We start from the raw sequence: 15,895 nt of genomic DNA, 5'->3' as shown, positions 1-15,895 counted from the left end.
CTCAACACAAAATGTAATTGTGCCGTTATAAACTCCTTCAAACGTTATTTTAATTTAACTCCTCTAATATATTAACGATAATATACAGTCAGAAAAATGTGAAAGTGGATGTCAAAAGATACCACACGACGTTCTTTCTTGAAATCTGCAGGAGTGGCGTTGAGCGGTCTTGCACTGACGACGCAATCGGTTTCGGCGAGTTCGACCGACGATAGGTTCATGATCGACCTCGAAGGCGCGTCGGACGACGCGCTTTCCGGTCTCTCCGTCGTCCACCAACTCGACCAAATCGATATCGCAGTGGTCGAAGGCGAGGAGAGTCAGATGAGCGGCACGCGCTACTCGAAAGACGTCGAGATGGAACTCAACCAAGCCGAAATCGAGAACAACGGGAACGGCGACGAACCCGGCCCGCACAAACTCTCGCAACTCCAGTGGGACAAGCAGGTGCAGGGAACTAAATGGATTCATCGCGCGACGCGCGGTGAAGGAACCCGTGTCTCCGTCATCGACTCCGGTGCCTTCGAAGACCACCCGGATCTCACCGGCGTTCTCAACACCGACCTCTCGAAGAACTTCACGGGCGACGGCGGCGACTACAACCCGATTATCAGCGACCACGGCACCCACGTCTCCGGCATCATCGCGGGAGACGACACCAACGGAAGCGGAATCGTCGGTACCGCTCCCGGAACCGATCTCGTCGCGCTTCGGGTGTTTACTGGCCCGTTCACGACGTTCGGAGATATCATAGCAGCGATGACCCACGCCGCCGATATCGAATCCGACGTGGCGAATATGAGTCTCGGCGCATATCCACTGCCGGACAACGCCGACACCGCCCTGCTTCAGGAGTCCATCGAACGCGCGACGGACTACGCCAACGACCAAGGTACGCTCATGGTCGCGGCGGCAGGCAACAACGGCGTAAACCTCGACACCGACGGCGACGTCATCAGCCTCCCGAACGAGGCGGACAACGTCATGAGCATCAGCGCGACCGGCCCAATCGGGTACCGCTGGGACGACAAAGGCAACGGTCGGCGGATTCGGAACTACCACGCCGCGTTCAACCACCTTGACGAACCGACGACGACGCCGGCGCCCTACACGAACTACGGCGAGGAAGCCATCGACATCAGCGCGGAGGGTGGCAACGCCGTCCCTTCGGAACCCGAGGGCGAAAACTGGCAGTATGACATGGTTTTGAGCACGATTTTTGAGTGGGACGGCGACGAAATGGCTCCGGCCCACGGCTGGAAAGCCGGGACGAGCATGGCCGCGCCGCAGGTTTCGGCGGCCGCCGCACTCGTAAAGAGCGTGAATCCGGACGCCACACCGAGCCAAATCCGCGACCACCTCGAAGCGACCGCCGAGGATCTCGGTCAACTGGCGTACAGCGGCGAGGGACACCTCGATATTCACGCCGCAGTCAGAAGAAAAATAGACAATTAACCGGTCGCTCGCCCGGTTAACTCCTTCATTCGGCTGAACTGCCTAGGTGTCGAACGTGCGACACGGTCAGCGCACCCGCTCGAATCGGCCTTGTGCTGCGACCGGTTCCGTAGCGACTACGTTTACTACGTTCGAAAACATATCAGGACGCGGGTTTCAACAGTCGCATAGACGACGGGAACCCGGACGATGGCACGACACGAACCGAATCCGGGGCGGAAATGGCGCGCACTCTCGCTGATCGCTATCGCCGAATTGCTGGTGATGTCGCTCTGGTTCAGCGTGACGGCATCCGCACCGGAACTGGCGACGGCGTGGAAGCTCACGCCGACCGAAACCGCGTGGCTGACCATCGCGGTTCAGCTGGGGTTCGTCGCCGGGGCGCTGCTTTCCGCCGTCCTCACACTTCCCGACCTGCTCCACCCGCGCTATCTGATTGCGGGATCGGCGATAGTTGGCGCAGCTGCGACCGCGACAATCGCCGGAATCGTCACGACGCCGACGCCGGCGATTGCGCTCCGATTTCTGACCGGAATGGCGCTGGCGGGCGTCTATCCGCCGGGAATGAAGCTGCTGTCCGGCTGGTTCCGGACGAATCGCGGCTTCGCAATCGGCGTCCTCGTCGGCGCACTGACGGTCGGTTCCGCGCTCCCCCACCTGATTCGAGGCCTCGGTGGTGTCGGGCAACCGACGGTCGTGCTGTACGGGTCGGCCGGACTCGCGGTTCTCGGCGGCCTGTTCGTGTTGTTGGTCGAAGACGGTCCGTACCAGTCGCCGACCGCTCCGTTCGACCCGGATGCGGTTCGACGGCTTCTCGACGACCACGCATCGCTCCTGGCGAACGGCGGCTACTTCGGTCACATGTGGGAGCTGTACGCCGTCTGGACGTGGATTCCGACGTACCTCCTCGCCAGTTTCGCCGCGACCGGGAGCGACGTGTCATCCGAACTCACCTCTGTCCTCGCGTTCTGCACCATCGCAATCGGCGGCCTCGGTGCGATGAGCGCTGGCGTCCTCGCCGACCGACTCGGACGCACGGCGGTCACGAGCGCGAGCATGCTCGTCAGCGGTCTCGCGTGTATCTCGGCGGGTGCGGTGTTCGGGTCGTCCCTCCTCGTAGTCGTTCCGTTTCTCCTCGTCTGGGGGTTCGCCATCGTCGCGGATTCCGCCCAGTTTTCGACTTCGATTACGGAGTTGGCCGAACCGAGTTACGTCGGGACGGCGCTGACCCTGCAAACCGCAATCGGGTTTTTACTCACGACCGTCTCTATTCAGCTGATTCCACTCGTCGCCGACCTCGTCGGCTGGCGGTGGGCGTTCGCGTCGCTCGCAATCGGCCCGACGCTCGGGACGGCGGCGATGCTCCGCCTTCGGATGCTTCCGGATGCCGAAAAGCTCGCGGGCGGGAAGCGCTGATTTTCCGTCAGTCCGATTCGTACTCCGCCCAGATGTACCGCGTCGCCAGCGACCGGTACGGTCGCCACGCCTCGGCGATTTCCCGCATCTCCGTGCGGGTCAGTTCCTCGCCATCGCCGTACAGTCGTTCGATACCGCGCCGAACCGCAAGATCACCGAGGGGAAGCACGTCCTCCCGTTCGAGGACGAACAGCAGATACATCCGGGCGGTCCAGTCGCCGACGCCCTTGATTTCGGTGAGTTTGTCGATAACTTCCTCGTCGGAGCAGTCCGCCAATCCTGATTTCGTGTAATCGTCGCGCTGGAAGGCGCGTGCCGCGTTCCGTACGTATTCGACTTTCGTCCGCGAGAGACCCGCATCTCTGAGTTTTTCCTCGCTCGCGGCCAGCACGGTTTCGGGTGTCACCTCGCCGTCGAGCACGTCGAACACCCGCTTTTTCACGGCCTTCGCGCTGGCCGTCGAGAGCTGTTGGTTGATGATGGAGACACAGAGTCGTTCGAACTCGCTCTGACCCCGCTCCGTGTGCGGGTCGTGTCTGTCGAGCAGGGTGGCCATCACCGGGTCGATTCGAAGCGTAGAAAGGGCGTCGTCGTTCATGGCTGGTCGTGTCACTCGCCGTGTTCGACTGTCGGTAGGGAGTAACCGAGAAAAGGTGTTTCTATCTGGTTCCCTCCACCACCTATTCCGACCGGGCGTTACTCCAGCCTTTCTTCTTCCTCTTCTTCCATCTCGACTTCGTCGTCGCCGTCAACGCGACGGCGCACGTCAACCTGATAATGTTTCAAAATGTCGCGGCCGAGCAGAACCGGGTAGTCCATGTGACTCCGGTCTTCGATACTCGCCGTGACCGTGTGGCGGTTACCACCGACGCCGACGACCACGTCCACGACGGGGCGCGATTTGCTGGATTTTCGGCTTCCGGATTTCACCCTCGTCATGCTCTTGATCGGTCCCGCGCCGATTTGGGCGGCGAGTTTCGTATCGATGCTCGTCCGGGTGGCGCCCGTGTCGGACTTTGCGACGACGGTTTCGGAACCGCTGGTTCCGCTCACCAGCACATCTTCGGTGTAGCCGATAACGATAGTTTCCGTCGGGTCGGGGGTGGTACTGACGGGTTTACAAGACGGAACCGAATCGTCCAACGTGGCCGACAGTTCGTTGACGCGCTCGCGGTTGACTTCGCCGCCCGCGGCCTCGATGGCGGCCTGTGCGATGTACGGGGCCGCGCTCCGACCGGTCGCCTTGTACAAGCCTTTGAAGCCCGCGGTCGGGTTCACCTCGAGGACGTACCAACCGTCGTTACCTTCGATGAGGTCGACGCCCGCGTAGTCGAGTCCGATAACCTGGGTCGCCCGACGGGCGATATCGACGACGCCGTCCGGCAGTTCGTCGGTCATATCCTCCACGTCGCCGCCGAGGGCGACGTTGGTTCGCCAGTCGTTTTCGGGCGCGTAGCGGTTCATCGCCCCGATGATTCGGTCACCGACGACGTAGACGCGCAGGTCGCGGTGGCGCCCCTCGTCCCGTTCGATGAGTTTCTGCAAGAACGCCTGACGCTCCCCCACTCGTGGATTGACTATCTCGTCTGCACCGACCTTCCACGTTCCACCCCCGTGGGTTCCGATTGCGGTTTTGTACACCGCTTCGTCGCCGAAATCCGTTCGGCCGTTGTTCAAACGGTCGGTGTCGAGCGCGAGAAGCGCATCCGGAACGGCAATACCGGCGTCCGCGAGCCTCGTCGCGGTCGAGAACTTGTGAATTGCCGTCATGACGGCACACGGTCGGTTGAGAACCGGAACGAGGGAGTCGTAGATGTTCGCTAAACCGAGGGCTTCCGACGGCTGTTCGGTGTTCGAGAGGAGAAGACGGTTGGCGACGATGTCGATATCGGGTTCGAGCGTGACCGTTCCGCCGTTAATATCTACCGCCGTATTTTCGTGTCGAAGCCACTCCGGTTCATGACCCAAATCTTCGATAGCGTTACAGATTGCTTTCGTTTCTTTGCTGTTGTGTAGACTGAGTACCCCAACGCGAACAGATGGGCCGTCGGCAGGCATGTATAGTACATTTCGGCGGTCCCGCCTTAAATCGTTCCCAGTCGATTTGAAGCGCCAACGAGCCTCATGCTAATAGTTTCAACAATGGACATGTGTAGTAGTATATTTTTATACGGTGACCCCCGAGTGCAGTACATGACTGGGGACGAGGCAGAACCGTTCACGTACAATGGTGGTATCGTAGAACCGGGCGAGACGCAGAATATCCGGTACGGAATCAGCGAGACGTACCTCGGCGACCCGGTTCGCATTCCCGTAACCATCATCAACGGGGTGTACCCCGGCCCGACGATTTTTCTCTCGGCGGCGGCTCACGGCGACGAACTCAACGGTATCGAAGTGGTTCGCGAAGTCGCCCACGACTGGAACCACGACGGCCTCCACGGAACCATCGTCTGTCTCCCAGTGTTGAACGTCCCCGGATTTCTCGCCCAACAGCGATACCTCCCCATCTACGACCGCGACCTGAACCGCTCGTTCCCCGGGCGCGAGGACTCCACCAGCGCGAAGCGGATGGCCGCCCAAATTTACCGGAACTTCCTCGAACCGTGCGACCTCGGTATCGATTTCCACACGTCCACGCGCGGGCGAACCAACATGCTCCACGTCCGCGCGGATATGCGAGACCCGGAGGCCGCTCGCCTCGCTCGATCCTTCGGTTCGAACGTCATCATCTCATCCACCGGTCCGTCCGGAACTCTTCGCCGAGAGGTTTCCGAGGGCGGTGCGCCGACCATCACCATCGAAATGGGCGAAGCCCACCGCTTCCAGCGACACTTCATCGACCGGGCGCTCGAAGGCGTGATGAGCGTCTTCGCGGAGTACAATATCCACCCCGACGACCCGGTGAAGTGGCCCGGCTGGCGAACCGTCATCGACGACGAGAAGGAAAAGACGTGGCTCCGCGCCGACGCGGGCGGACTGGTCGAGATGCACTACGACAGGGGGTCGCTCGTCTACGAGGGGACGCCCATCTGCACCATCACGAACCCGTTCAAAACCGAAAACGAACACGTCGAAGCGCCCTTCACCGGCCTGCTCGTGGGCGTCCTCGAAAACCCGGTCGTCTACCCCGGCAACCCGCTGTGTCACATCGTGGAACTGAACGCCGACACCCGGCGGGCACTCAAGCGCGACCGCGCTCACGCGGAGACCGAGGGCGACGTACAACCGCCGAGCTACGTGGGAACGCCGGAACCCGCTGAGCAATAAAAAGAGAAACAAAAAAGCGTTCGACTCGGCGGAAGCGCCGCCGTTCGTAGTAAACAGCATTCGGTTGAGCGGGGTTCTCACCGTCTTCGCCACGCTCGTCTATCTGCTGACTCGGAGAGCGTCGCACATGGCTCCTTTTTGACGATATTCCTGCACTTTGGAGCCGTGAAGAAGACAATTCGGTTTGTTCGTGGACGATTGAAGCGCCAAAAACGGTGGAAAACGCGGAAATTACGGCTGAAGGCGAATCAATTGGTACTGTTCTCGAATGTTTCAATGTACCGGCGAGAACGGAGGCAGGTAGTAACTTCTATTTGCCCCCGGTACCGACCATCCGACTGGAATGAGTCAATCGTACAACCGGGGCCTCGTCGAGGACTTCGGCCGATGGCGGGAATTTTCGGCCGGGATGTGGGCCTGGATTTTCCACAAATTCACCGGGTGGGTGCTTATCGGCTACCTGTTTACGCATATCGCCGTGCTAAGCACTGCCACCGCCGGTCCAGAAACCTACACCGCGACGATTCAGGGTCTCGAAGAACTGTTCCTCGTCCGAGTCGGCGAAGTCGGACTGCTCGCCGTTGCCGTCTTCCATATTCTCAACGGCGTCAGACTCCTCTTCGTCGATCTCGGCATGGGACTCGAATCGCAGGACAAGAGCTTCTACGCCTCGCTCGTGGTGACGGCGATCATCGTGCTGGCGAGCGTTCCGACCTTCATGGAGGGGGTGTTCTGATGGCGGAACGATACTCGTCGTTCCGGAGCGGGAGCACGACGTGGTTTCTCCAGCGCGTCACGGCGGCGTTCCTCGTCGTGGTGCTGGCGTTCCACTTCTTCCTGCTCCACTTCGTCCACCATCCGTCGGAGATCGAATTTGCGGGAACGCAAGCGCGGATGGAGAACTGGGGCTACTTCCTCACGATGACGCTGTTCCTCATCACGGCGACGTTCCACGGCGTGAACGGCGTCTACGCCGCCCTCGTGAATCAGGGACTCACCGGCAGTCAGAAGACCGCCGTGAAGTGGGTGCTGGTCGTCGCCGGCGTCCTCCTCGCGGGACAAGGAACCTACGTCGCACTCGTCATGAACGGGATGATTTAAATGAGTACGCAAGTACCCGAAAAAGTCGAATCAGAAGCAGAATCCGACTCCGAAACGGAGCGCACAGAAACCCCCGGTGACCGCAGACGGGCCGCAAAACGCGCCCGACAGCGGGAGTCCACCGAGGCGAAGGAGACGACCGAAACGGACGAATCGTCGATTCACCTCAAGGTGTTCCGCTACGACCCCGAAATCGAGGGGAAGATGGAACCCCGATTCGACGACTTCCACGTCCCCTTCACGAAGGGAATGACCGTCTTGGACGCGCTGATGCTGGCGCGCGACCGGTTCGACACGACGCTGACGTTCCGACACTCCTGCCGACAGGCCATCTGCGGCAGTGACGCGCTGTTCATCAACGGCACGCAACGACTGGGCTGTAAGACCCAGATTTCCGACTTGGAAGAGCCGGTTCGCGTGGAACCGCTCCCGCACGCCGAAGTCGTCAAAGACCTCGTCGTGGATATGGAGCATTTCTACGATCAGATGCACGCAGTGGAGCCGTACTTCCAGACGAACGAGGCTCCGAGCGACGAACTCCAAGAACAGCATCAGACGCGCGAAAACCGCGAGAAAGTGAAGATGTCCACGCGCTGCATCTGGTGTGGTGCGTGTATGTCCTCGTGTAACATCGCGGCAGGCGACAACGAATACCTCGGCCCGGCGGCGCTGAACAAGGCGTTCCGGTTCGCCATGGACGAGCGCGAGGGCGAGGATATGCGCGAACACCGTTTTTCGATTCTCGACCAAGAACACGGCGTCTGGCGCTGTCAGACCCAGTTCTCCTGTACGAACGTTTGTCCGAAAGACATCCCCCTGACCGAGCACATCCAGGAACTCAAACGCTCGGCGGTGAAGAACAACCTCAAGTTCTGGTAAACCTACTCTAGCAACAATGTACGAACACGACGTAATCGTCGTCGGTGCGGGCGGTGCGGGACTTCGCGCGGCCATCGCGGCCCACGAGGAGGGCGCGGACGTTGCCCTCGTCACGAAGCTCCATCCCGTACGAAGCCACACCGGCGCAGCGGAAGGCGGTATCAACGCGGCGATTCGAGACGGCGACTCGTGGGAAGATCACGCCTACGACACGATGAAGGGGTCTGACTATCTCGGCGACGCCCCGGCAATCGAAACGCTGTGTCAGGACAGCCCGAAGGAGACCATCCAACTCGAACACTGGGGGATGGCGTTTTCGCGGGAGGAAGACGGAAGCGTCTCCCAGCGACCGTTTGGTGGCCTCTCGTTCCCCCGAACGACCTACGCGGGGGCGGAGACGGGTCACCACCTGCTCCACACGATGTACGAGCAGGTCGTCAAACGCGGCATTCAGGTGTACGACGAGTGGTACGTCACCCGACTCGCCGTCACGAACCACGACGACCCCGAGGAGCGTGACTGTCACGGCGTCGTCGCCTACGACATCAAATCGGGCAAGGTCGAAGGGTTCACGGCCCGAAACGGCGTCATCCTGACGACCGGCGGACTCGGACAGGTCTTCGACCACACGACGAACGCGGTGGCGAACACCGGCGACGGGGCCGCGATGGCCTACCGCGCCGGCGTTCCGTTGGAGGACATGGAATTCATCCAGTTCCACCCGACGACGCTCCCCTCCACGGGAGTTCTGATTTCGGAGGGTGTGCGCGGTGAGGGCGGTATCCTCTACAACAGCGAGGGCGAGCGGTTCATGTTCGAACACGGCTACGCGAACAACGAGGGGGAACTCGCGTCCCGCGACGTGGTCGCTCGCGCCGAACTGACCGAAGTGAACAACGGGCGGGGGGTCGACGACGAGTACGTCCACCTCGACATGCGCCACCTCGGCGAGGAGCGCATCATCGACCGCCTCGAAAATATCCTCCACCTCGCGGAGGATTTCGAGGGCGTCAACGCGCTCGAAGAACCGATGCCCGTCAAGCCCGGACAGCACTACGCCATGGGCGGCGTCGAGACGGACGAGAACGGCGAAACCTGCATTTCGGGGCTGTACGCCGCGGGCGAATGTGCCTGCGTGTCGGTTCACGGCGCGAACCGACTCGGCGGAAACGCCCTGCCGGAACTCATCGTCTTCGGCGCCCGCGCGGGTCGCCACGCCGCGGGGAAAGACCTCGGCGAGGCCGAAATCACGACCGGTAAGACCGAAGACACCGAAATCGGCGAGGTCGAAACGCCCGTCGAACCCGGTACAGTCGGTACGCCCGAAGACGCCGTCGCGGACGGCGGAACAGCGGTCACCAAACCGTCCCAGACCGTCGAAACCGCGCTCGAAGCCGAGCGCGCTCGCGTCGAGACCCTCATCGAGAAGGACGAGGGCGTCCAGCAGGCCGAACTGCGCGCCAAACTCCAGAAATCGATGACGCAGAACGTTAACGTCTTCCGAAACGAGGACGGTCTCAAGCAGGCGCTGCGCGACATCCGCGAAGTGCGCGAGGCGTTCGAGAACGTCTACGTCAACGATCCGTCGCGGACGTTCAACACGGACCTCATCCACACCATCGAGATGCGCAACCTCATCGACCTCGCGGAGGCTATCACGCTCGGCGCGCTCGCCCGCGACGAGTTCCGCGGTGCCCACTGGCGACAGGAACACCAGGAGCGCAAGGACGAAAACTGGCTCAAACACACGCTCCTCTCGTGGAACGAGGGCACGCCGGAACTCTGGTTCAAGCCGTCCATCCTCGAAGGTGCGGAGAAGAAGTACGAACCGAAGATTCGCTCGTACTAAATCCGGCATTTTCGGTGTTTTCCGGTTTTAGCGTCCGTTTCTGTTCTGATAGACGATCTCTGCTGATGCTAAGTGTAAGCCATGTTTTCGAGGTTGTGAGAGTGGTTATGACGCGGTGGTGGCTGCAATTGTATGCTCTAACCCCGTCCTCTCCGCAAGAGAACCGCTTTCCACGCGACCCTTCTCCGCAAGAGAATTGCTTTCGATACGCTGACGCTTGCAGTTGCCGACTCCACGCCGTCACCTTCCAAAATCTCGCGGCCGTAGAGTTGGCAGTCGCAGTTTCAGCGACAACAGAAACTACGGCTCTGTGGTCGTCTCACGTCCATCAACCCCGCCATCATCGTTATCCCGAAATCCCGAGTTTGGTCAGCAGGTCGATGCTCCAGCCCAGCGATTCGACGATCAGGTATCCGAGGTAGATACCGATGATACCCATGATGCCGGGGAGCTTCGGCGGGGCAGGAATCGGCACGCCGAGCGAGTGAAACAACCCGCCGGTTATAATGCCGGTCAGGAGCGCGAGCACCGTCAGTGTGAAGTTCATCGTGAACTCACTGCGGATAGCGCGGTAAAAAGTAGTTCGGAGTTAGCGCCACTGCGAGATGGTCTGCGATTCCGAGAGCGGTATCGAAATCCACGCCTCGTCCCGCGTCACGTCCGCGATGACGGCGAGTTCATCCCCCTTTTCGTCCTCGTCTACGGCGAACATGACGTCGTCGTCGGGAACCTGTGCCTCGAAATCGTCGGCTGAGCGTGTCCAATTCAGAGTAAATCACCATCGTTCGACTCGACCTTCGGCGGGCAAGCAAGCGATTATGGTGCTGACTCGTACTTTGTTATGTCCTACCTTCGCCCCGATAGGGAGCGGTTGTAACTCCGCGAAATCGGGGTATTCCGGGGCAACGTGCCAATAGTCGATGCCGAAACCGCCGCCGACGGAGTACGCGCAGGATAACAAAGTACCATCACGGAATATTCGAGTCACGGACTGATTTCGATGGTTGGAGAATCAAAGACGGGACAGCACCGCGCGAAGATCGACGGCCGTTCGGGAACGACATGAGCCACGAAACAAACGACTCGTGGTGGGCGAAACTCACGCGACCGGTGCTGGAGTTTCCGCTCGACCTCGTGATGGTCGGAATCGCAGTCGCGCTGGCTGCCTTTCCCCTTTATCAATCCGAGATTCACGGGACGCCGCTCGCTGTTGCGCTGGGGCTTCCAGTCGCTCTGTTCGCGCCCGGCTACGCAGTCGTTTCGCTCCTGTTTCCTGGAACCGGGCCGTCACACCGTTCGGCCCAGTCCTTCCCGAGTCGGCTTCGACGGGAGGGAATCACGGTCGGTGAACGGCTCGCGCTCTCGTTCGGCGTCAGCCTTAGTCTGCTTCCGCTGTTCGGCTTGGCGCTCGCGCTCGCCGGATTTTCGTTCACACTGTTCACCGTCCTCTTCGGTCTCGTTTCGCTCACGCTCGTCACGACCGTTTTCGCGGCGATTCGCCGCCTCACCCTCCCCGCTGACGACCGGTTTTCCATCTCGATCCGCGGCGGACTTTCACGGCTCTCGACCGCCCTCTTCGATAGCGAGACCGGCACGGATGTCGCTCTCAACCTCGTCCTCGCGCTGTCGGTTGTCGTCGCACTTTCGGCGGTCGGCTACGCGTTCGTCGCGCCGCAGGACGGCGAGCAATTCTCCCGACTGTCCCTGCTCACCCAAACGGAGGACGGCGAATTTGTCGCCGAGAATTATCCGGAATCGTTCACGCCGGGTGAGACGCAACCGGTCTACGTCTCGGTGACGAACCACGAAGAAGAACGAGTCGAATACACCGTCGTCGCCGAACTCCAGCGCGTCGAGCAGCGCCCGGGCGGGAGCGCGCGCATACTCGAACAGCAGGAGCTGGAGCGATTCGACCAGCGCGTTTCGGCGGGCGAATCGTGGCGAACCCAACACGACATCGCGCCGACGATGGCCGGTGATAATCTCCGAGTGGTGTACCTTCTGTACAAGGGCGACCCGCCGACGGACCCGACCATCAACAACGCCGACGAGCACGCGTACATCTGGATAACCGTCGGGACAAACGGGACAGAATAATGTGGCCGTGGGAACACCTCGCGTTCGGCTACCTAGCCTATTCAGGGCTCAGACGCCTTCGAACCGGAAAACCGCCGCGGAGCGACGCGGTCGTCGCCCTCGGCGTTGCGACGCAACTCCCTGATCTCGTGGACAAGCCCCTCGCGTGGACGCTCTCCGTCCTCCCGAGCGGTCACTCGCTGGCGCATTCGTTGCTGACCGCGCTCCCGCTCTCCGCGGTCGCGCTCGTGCTGGCCCATCGTGCGCGCCGAACCGACATCGGCGTGGCGTTCACGGTGGGCTATCTCTCGCACCTCGCTGGCGACATCATCTACCCGGTCGCGGTCGGCAAAGACCCCGCACCCGGATTCCTGCTGTGGCCCCTCGTTCCGGTTCCACAGGATCAATCCACCCTCGGCTTTCTGGCCCGATTTCGGAGCTATTTCGGCGACTATCTCACCTACCTGAACGACCCCGCGATTCAGAGCTATCTCGCGCTCGAACTCGGCCTGCTGTTCGGCGTTTTCTGCCTGTGGTTGTTCGACGGAATGCCCGGAGTCCCTCGTGAAATCGTCCGTTACACGCCGGTAATCGGCCGTTAAATACCGTTTTTGAAACGAATTGTGCGCTACTTTTCGGACAGTTTCGATCCGCACTACTGACGTTTGTCAGCAGTGCGGTCGTTTCTCGCGCCGCAACCGGGACAGTTAACCTGAGTCGGTTCTCCCGCACCATCTCGCACGTTACTCCCTGCTAACCCGAGTCCACAGACGACGATTCCCAAGACGAGAACGCCGAACGGGCCGCTGAAAATGAAACCGATTCCGGCGATTATCAGGGTAAACCCAGCGAAAACGAACCGATCATCCATACACTCCGCACGTACTGTTCGCGCAAAAATCTTGACAGGCTGGAAATTGTCCTCGACTCGGCTATCGGAACCGCTTGTACACGTCCGTCAGCAGGTTCATCATCCGGGTTCCGCGCTCCAAACTGTAGTAACGCACGAGTTCTGGGTTGAACTTCGCCTTGTAGCCACAGAGTCGGCGCTCGTTCGCGCCGACGAGGTCGTAGCGCGGAATTCCCTCGTCCATCGCGTCGCGCATGATTCGCCAGTCCACGAGGTCGTTGATGGGTACGTCGTGGTCGTGCTTCGCGCCGCCCTGCCAGCGATAGATTCGCTCGTCGTCCGCCAGCGCGACCATTCCGCCCGCGAACTCGCCATCGACTTCGCAGACGTAGGGGCGAACCGCACCTTCGGGAAGGCTCTGGTAGAGGTCGGCGACGAAGTTCGCCGAGAGCCGGTAGGGCTCGTCCTGCGCGTCGTGGCGGTCTTTGACCTGCCGGATGATTCGCCGGATGGCGTCCACGCCGCCGACGCGAATGTCGTACCTGCTCTCGTCGGTTCGGGTGTTGCTCCGGGCATCGCTGCTGAAACTCGACAGCACGCTCTCTTCGCCGGACGTGAGGTCTACCTCGTAGGTGTGTCGCGGACGCACTTCGAACTCGTTCCACTCAAACGGTCGAATATCCTCGTACCGCCCGCCTGTTCGGACGTGAACGTACTTCGGACCGTACTGGCGGTCGAGCCAGTCGAGACAGCCGTCGATGAATCGTCGATGTCTGCGTTCCGCCTTTCGCCGTTTCAACTTCTCCATGTTCAACAGCACCGGGCCGAGGTGCGGGAGCCAGAGGTTCGGCGGCGGAGAAAAGGCGGTCGTGACGCCACCCTTCGAAATCGTGAAGGCGGGAAGCAGGCCGACCGGTTCCTGGCCCTTGTAGCCGATGAGCGGATGAAGGGTCGCGCCAGTGTGTTCCGCCTGCGCCCGAAGGGCATCGAGTCGATGAAACACGTCGCCCTGCGGCGACCGCTCCACGTAGTCGTTCCAGAGGTCTAAATCATCTGCGCGCTCTACTTTGATGCCGTTTTTTTCTATTGTCACACTCATTCGAGATACCCGAGATCCGCGAGTCGCGCTTCCACGCGCTCGTCGTCCGTTTCGACCGTCTCGCCCGCGTCGTATGCGGGGTAGCTTTGCTCGCCTACCGACTCCACGACGGGGAGGACGCGCCCGTCCATTCTGTCGCTCGCGGGGACGCCGAGAGTCGCCAGAATCGTCGGCGCCACGTCGAACAGGTGGGCGTCCGCGAGCTTCGCGTCGGCGTCGATGTTCGCGCCCGCCGCCGCGAAAATCCCGTTCAGTTTGTGGTTCCACGGTTCGCGCGGCGGGCCGAACTGTTGGCCGCGCAGTTGCGCCGAAAGGAACTGGTCGAACGCGGCGGGAACGCAAACCACGTCGACCGCCTCGTCGCTGTACGGGCCGTCGAAAAACGCCTCGCGGGGCGCGATCGTTTCGAACACCGGTTGGCCGTCCGGCGTTCTGACGCCGTCCAACGTTTCGATGAGTTCGTCCCGAACTTCGTCGTACTTTTCCGGCGGGACGACCCCGTCGGGTTCGCGCCCTTCGAGGTTGATTCGAATCCCGCATTCGATTCTATCGCGCATGAACGCCGCCGAGTTCGAGAAATCGACCTGCTCGGTCGCGGCCCGGATGAAATCCTCCGGCACGCGCTTTGCGACGAACTCGTCCAGTCCCGCACGGGAGAGGACGGTTCCGATCCGTTGACTCGTGATGCCGACTTTCGCGGCGAGCGCGAGGCCGCGCTCGACGGTTCCCTGCTTTCGAGGCGAACTCTCTTCGCCCTGCTGTAACTGGTTGCTGGCGATGGTAGACCACGAGGGCATTCCCTCGCCGCCGCGCGCGGTTTTCACGTAGCCCTCCTCGCGGAGAAAATCGTTGACGCGGAACTCGTAGCCCGTGTACTCGCCGATTCCGTGGTCGCTGGCGACGATGATCGTGTCTGGGTCGCAGTCGTCGAGAATCTCGCCAACCTGCTCGTCCACCGATTCGTAGACGGCCCGAACGATGTCTTCTTCCCCGGGGTGTTCGTGGAACACGGAGTCCGTACTTTGGAACTGGACGAAACCGAACTCGGGGTCGAAGCGGTTTACGAGGTATCGAAATGCTTCTCCGCGCATGCGCGCGAGACGGCGATACCATTCGACCGATTTGTCCTTCGGAAGGTTTCGCGGAGGATACACCCGATAGCCTCCGATTTCGTTTCGTACGTCGTCCAGCAACCCTTCGGGGTGACAGCGGGGATTTTCAGGGGCGGTGTAGCCCGGCAAAACCGCACCGTCTATCGCTCGCGGCGGATGTGTCACGGGAGCGTTGACGACGACGCTCGAACGGTCGTTGTGGTCGAGGAGTTCCCAGAGCGTGTGTTCGCGGACTCGACTCGCGTTCACGACATCCCAATCGTAGCCGTCGAAGTCGAGAAACCCGAAAACGCCGTGCTTGCCGGGGTTAACCCCGGAGTACAGTGAGGGCCACGCACTGGGTGTCCACGGAGGAATCTGTGATTCCAGCGGCCCTGACGTCCCCTCGGCGAAAATCGACTGGAGATGGGGAAGCGCGTCGTCCTCGAACAGCGGATCGAGAACGGAGCGACACCCGGCGTCGATTCCGACGAGGAGCGTCTGTAGTTGGCAGTCCATACTGCCTGCGAAAAACCCGTCCGCGTCCTTTGTTATGCGCCGGTTTCTTCCGGTGTAGACCGGTCGTACCGGCGAAACTCGTTGGAAAACCCGAATCAACGATTGCGCGTGATTCAATAGTACGTTTCCGTACGATTCGACGTTCGAACCCAATTTTCCTACTTAGTACGGCTCGATGGCGGCCGAGAAACCGAGTCCTGAATGGGTAACAAGGGTTCACCGCGGAACCGGCCATTATGTTTAAATTAGTAAGATGGCATTGAGGCGAAATCAGAGGATACTTAAATCAG

At 60.9% G+C, this 15,895-nt stretch carries 16 protein-coding genes; 9 read left to right on the top strand and 7 right to left on the bottom strand.

The features are described 5' to 3' along the window. Positions 1–138: 138 nt before the first annotated feature. A complete protein-coding gene (locus tag LIX15_RS01560; protein WP_227775758.1) occupies positions 139–1,455 on the top strand; it encodes a S8 family peptidase in 1,317 nt (438 codons plus the stop codon). Between the two features lie 189 nt (positions 1,456–1,644). Next, a complete protein-coding gene (locus LIX15_RS01555) occupies positions 1,645–2,871 on the top strand; it encodes an MFS transporter (RefSeq protein ID WP_227775757.1) in 1,227 nt (408 codons plus the stop codon). Between the two features lie 7 nt (positions 2,872–2,878). On the opposite strand, the gene LIX15_RS01550 is transcribed toward LIX15_RS01555, so the two are convergent. Together LIX15_RS01550 and LIX15_RS01545 are read right to left on the bottom strand one after the other, a co-directional pair. Next, complete coding sequence (locus tag LIX15_RS01550) at positions 2,879–3,469, bottom strand: DNA-3-methyladenine glycosylase family protein (protein ID WP_227775756.1); 591 nt, start codon at positions 3,467–3,469, stop codon at positions 2,879–2,881. A 98-nt stretch (positions 3,470–3,567) separates the two neighbouring features. Then, entirely contained in the window at positions 3,568–4,929 is a 1,362-nt protein-coding gene (locus tag LIX15_RS01545; RefSeq protein ID WP_227775755.1) for an ATP-grasp domain-containing protein, read from the bottom strand. A gap of 135 nt (positions 4,930–5,064) precedes the next feature. On the opposite strand from LIX15_RS01545, the gene LIX15_RS01540 reads away from it, so the two are divergent. The 5 genes from LIX15_RS01540 to LIX15_RS01520 all read left to right on the top strand — a co-directional run bounded on the left by LIX15_RS01540 (position 5,065) and on the right by LIX15_RS01520 (position 9,970). Further along, positions 5,065–6,141: a succinylglutamate desuccinylase/aspartoacylase family protein gene (locus LIX15_RS01540; protein WP_227775754.1), complete on the top strand. Its 1,077-nt coding sequence runs from the start codon at positions 5,065–5,067 to the stop codon at positions 6,139–6,141. A 343-nt stretch (positions 6,142–6,484) separates the two neighbouring features. Further along, on the top strand, positions 6,485–6,877 hold the full coding sequence (gene sdhC / locus LIX15_RS01535; protein WP_227775753.1) for a succinate dehydrogenase, cytochrome b556 subunit: 393 nt from the start codon (positions 6,485–6,487) through the stop codon (positions 6,875–6,877). Then, positions 6,877–7,242 carry a succinate dehydrogenase hydrophobic membrane anchor subunit gene (locus LIX15_RS01530; protein WP_227775752.1) on the top strand — a complete coding sequence of 122 codons (366 nt, stop codon included), beginning with the start codon at positions 6,877–6,879 and terminating at the stop codon, positions 7,240–7,242. Before sdhC ends, LIX15_RS01530 begins: the two co-directional genes overlap by 1 nt. Beyond that, positions 7,243–8,121 (top strand): succinate dehydrogenase/fumarate reductase iron-sulfur subunit, encoded by an 879-nt coding sequence (locus LIX15_RS01525; RefSeq protein ID WP_227775751.1) that lies wholly within the window; start codon positions 7,243–7,245, stop codon positions 8,119–8,121. Between the two features lie 16 nt (positions 8,122–8,137). Further along, on the top strand, positions 8,138–9,970 hold the full coding sequence (locus LIX15_RS01520; protein ID WP_227775750.1) for an FAD-binding protein: 1,833 nt from the start codon (positions 8,138–8,140) through the stop codon (positions 9,968–9,970). Positions 9,971–10,316: 346 nt separating this feature from the next. Here the strand turns inward: LIX15_RS01520 and LIX15_RS01515 are convergent, their stop codons facing one another. Next, on the bottom strand, positions 10,317–10,517 hold the full coding sequence (locus tag LIX15_RS01515; RefSeq protein WP_227775749.1) for a XapX domain-containing protein: 201 nt from the start codon (positions 10,515–10,517) through the stop codon (positions 10,317–10,319). A gap of 42 nt (positions 10,518–10,559) precedes the next feature. Further along, complete coding sequence (locus tag LIX15_RS32680) at positions 10,560–10,739, bottom strand: DUF7556 family protein (protein WP_425556732.1); 180 nt, start codon at positions 10,737–10,739, stop codon at positions 10,560–10,562. Between the two features lie 293 nt (positions 10,740–11,032). Here LIX15_RS32680 and LIX15_RS01510 point away from each other — a divergent pair, with 293 nt between their 5' ends. Together LIX15_RS01510 and LIX15_RS01505 are read left to right on the top strand one after the other, a co-directional pair. Beyond that, positions 11,033–12,067: a DUF1616 domain-containing protein gene (locus LIX15_RS01510; RefSeq protein WP_227775748.1), complete on the top strand. Its 1,035-nt coding sequence runs from the start codon at positions 11,033–11,035 to the stop codon at positions 12,065–12,067. Further along, positions 12,067–12,648: a metal-dependent hydrolase gene (locus tag LIX15_RS01505; protein WP_227775747.1), complete on the top strand. Its 582-nt coding sequence runs from the start codon at positions 12,067–12,069 to the stop codon at positions 12,646–12,648. Before LIX15_RS01510 ends, LIX15_RS01505 begins: the two co-directional genes overlap by 1 nt. A gap of 53 nt (positions 12,649–12,701) precedes the next feature. Here the strand turns inward: LIX15_RS01505 and LIX15_RS01500 are convergent, their stop codons facing one another. The 3 genes from LIX15_RS01500 to LIX15_RS01490 form a co-directional block, all read right to left on the bottom strand. Beyond that, the gene (locus tag LIX15_RS01500) at positions 12,702–12,917 is read right to left on the bottom strand and encodes a hypothetical protein (protein WP_227775746.1); all 216 of its coding nucleotides are present in this window, start codon (positions 12,915–12,917) and stop codon (positions 12,702–12,704) included. 61 nt (positions 12,918–12,978) lie between these two features. Continuing rightward, the gene (locus LIX15_RS01495; RefSeq protein ID WP_227775745.1) at positions 12,979–13,995 is read right to left on the bottom strand and encodes a GNAT family N-acetyltransferase; all 1,017 of its coding nucleotides are present in this window, start codon (positions 13,993–13,995) and stop codon (positions 12,979–12,981) included. After that, entirely contained in the window at positions 13,992–15,605 is a 1,614-nt protein-coding gene (locus LIX15_RS01490) for an alkaline phosphatase family protein (RefSeq protein WP_227775744.1), read from the bottom strand. The genes LIX15_RS01495 and LIX15_RS01490 overlap by 4 nt, the downstream gene beginning before the upstream one ends. Positions 15,606–15,895 lie beyond the last annotated feature (290 nt).

Source organism: Haladaptatus pallidirubidus, from assembly GCF_020700235.1.
GTDB classification, from domain to species: Archaea; Halobacteriota; Halobacteria; order Halobacteriales; family Haladaptataceae; genus Haladaptatus; species Haladaptatus pallidirubidus.
Note: the sequence above shows the minus strand (reverse complement) of the source record. Positions and strands in the feature narration are given on the sequence as shown.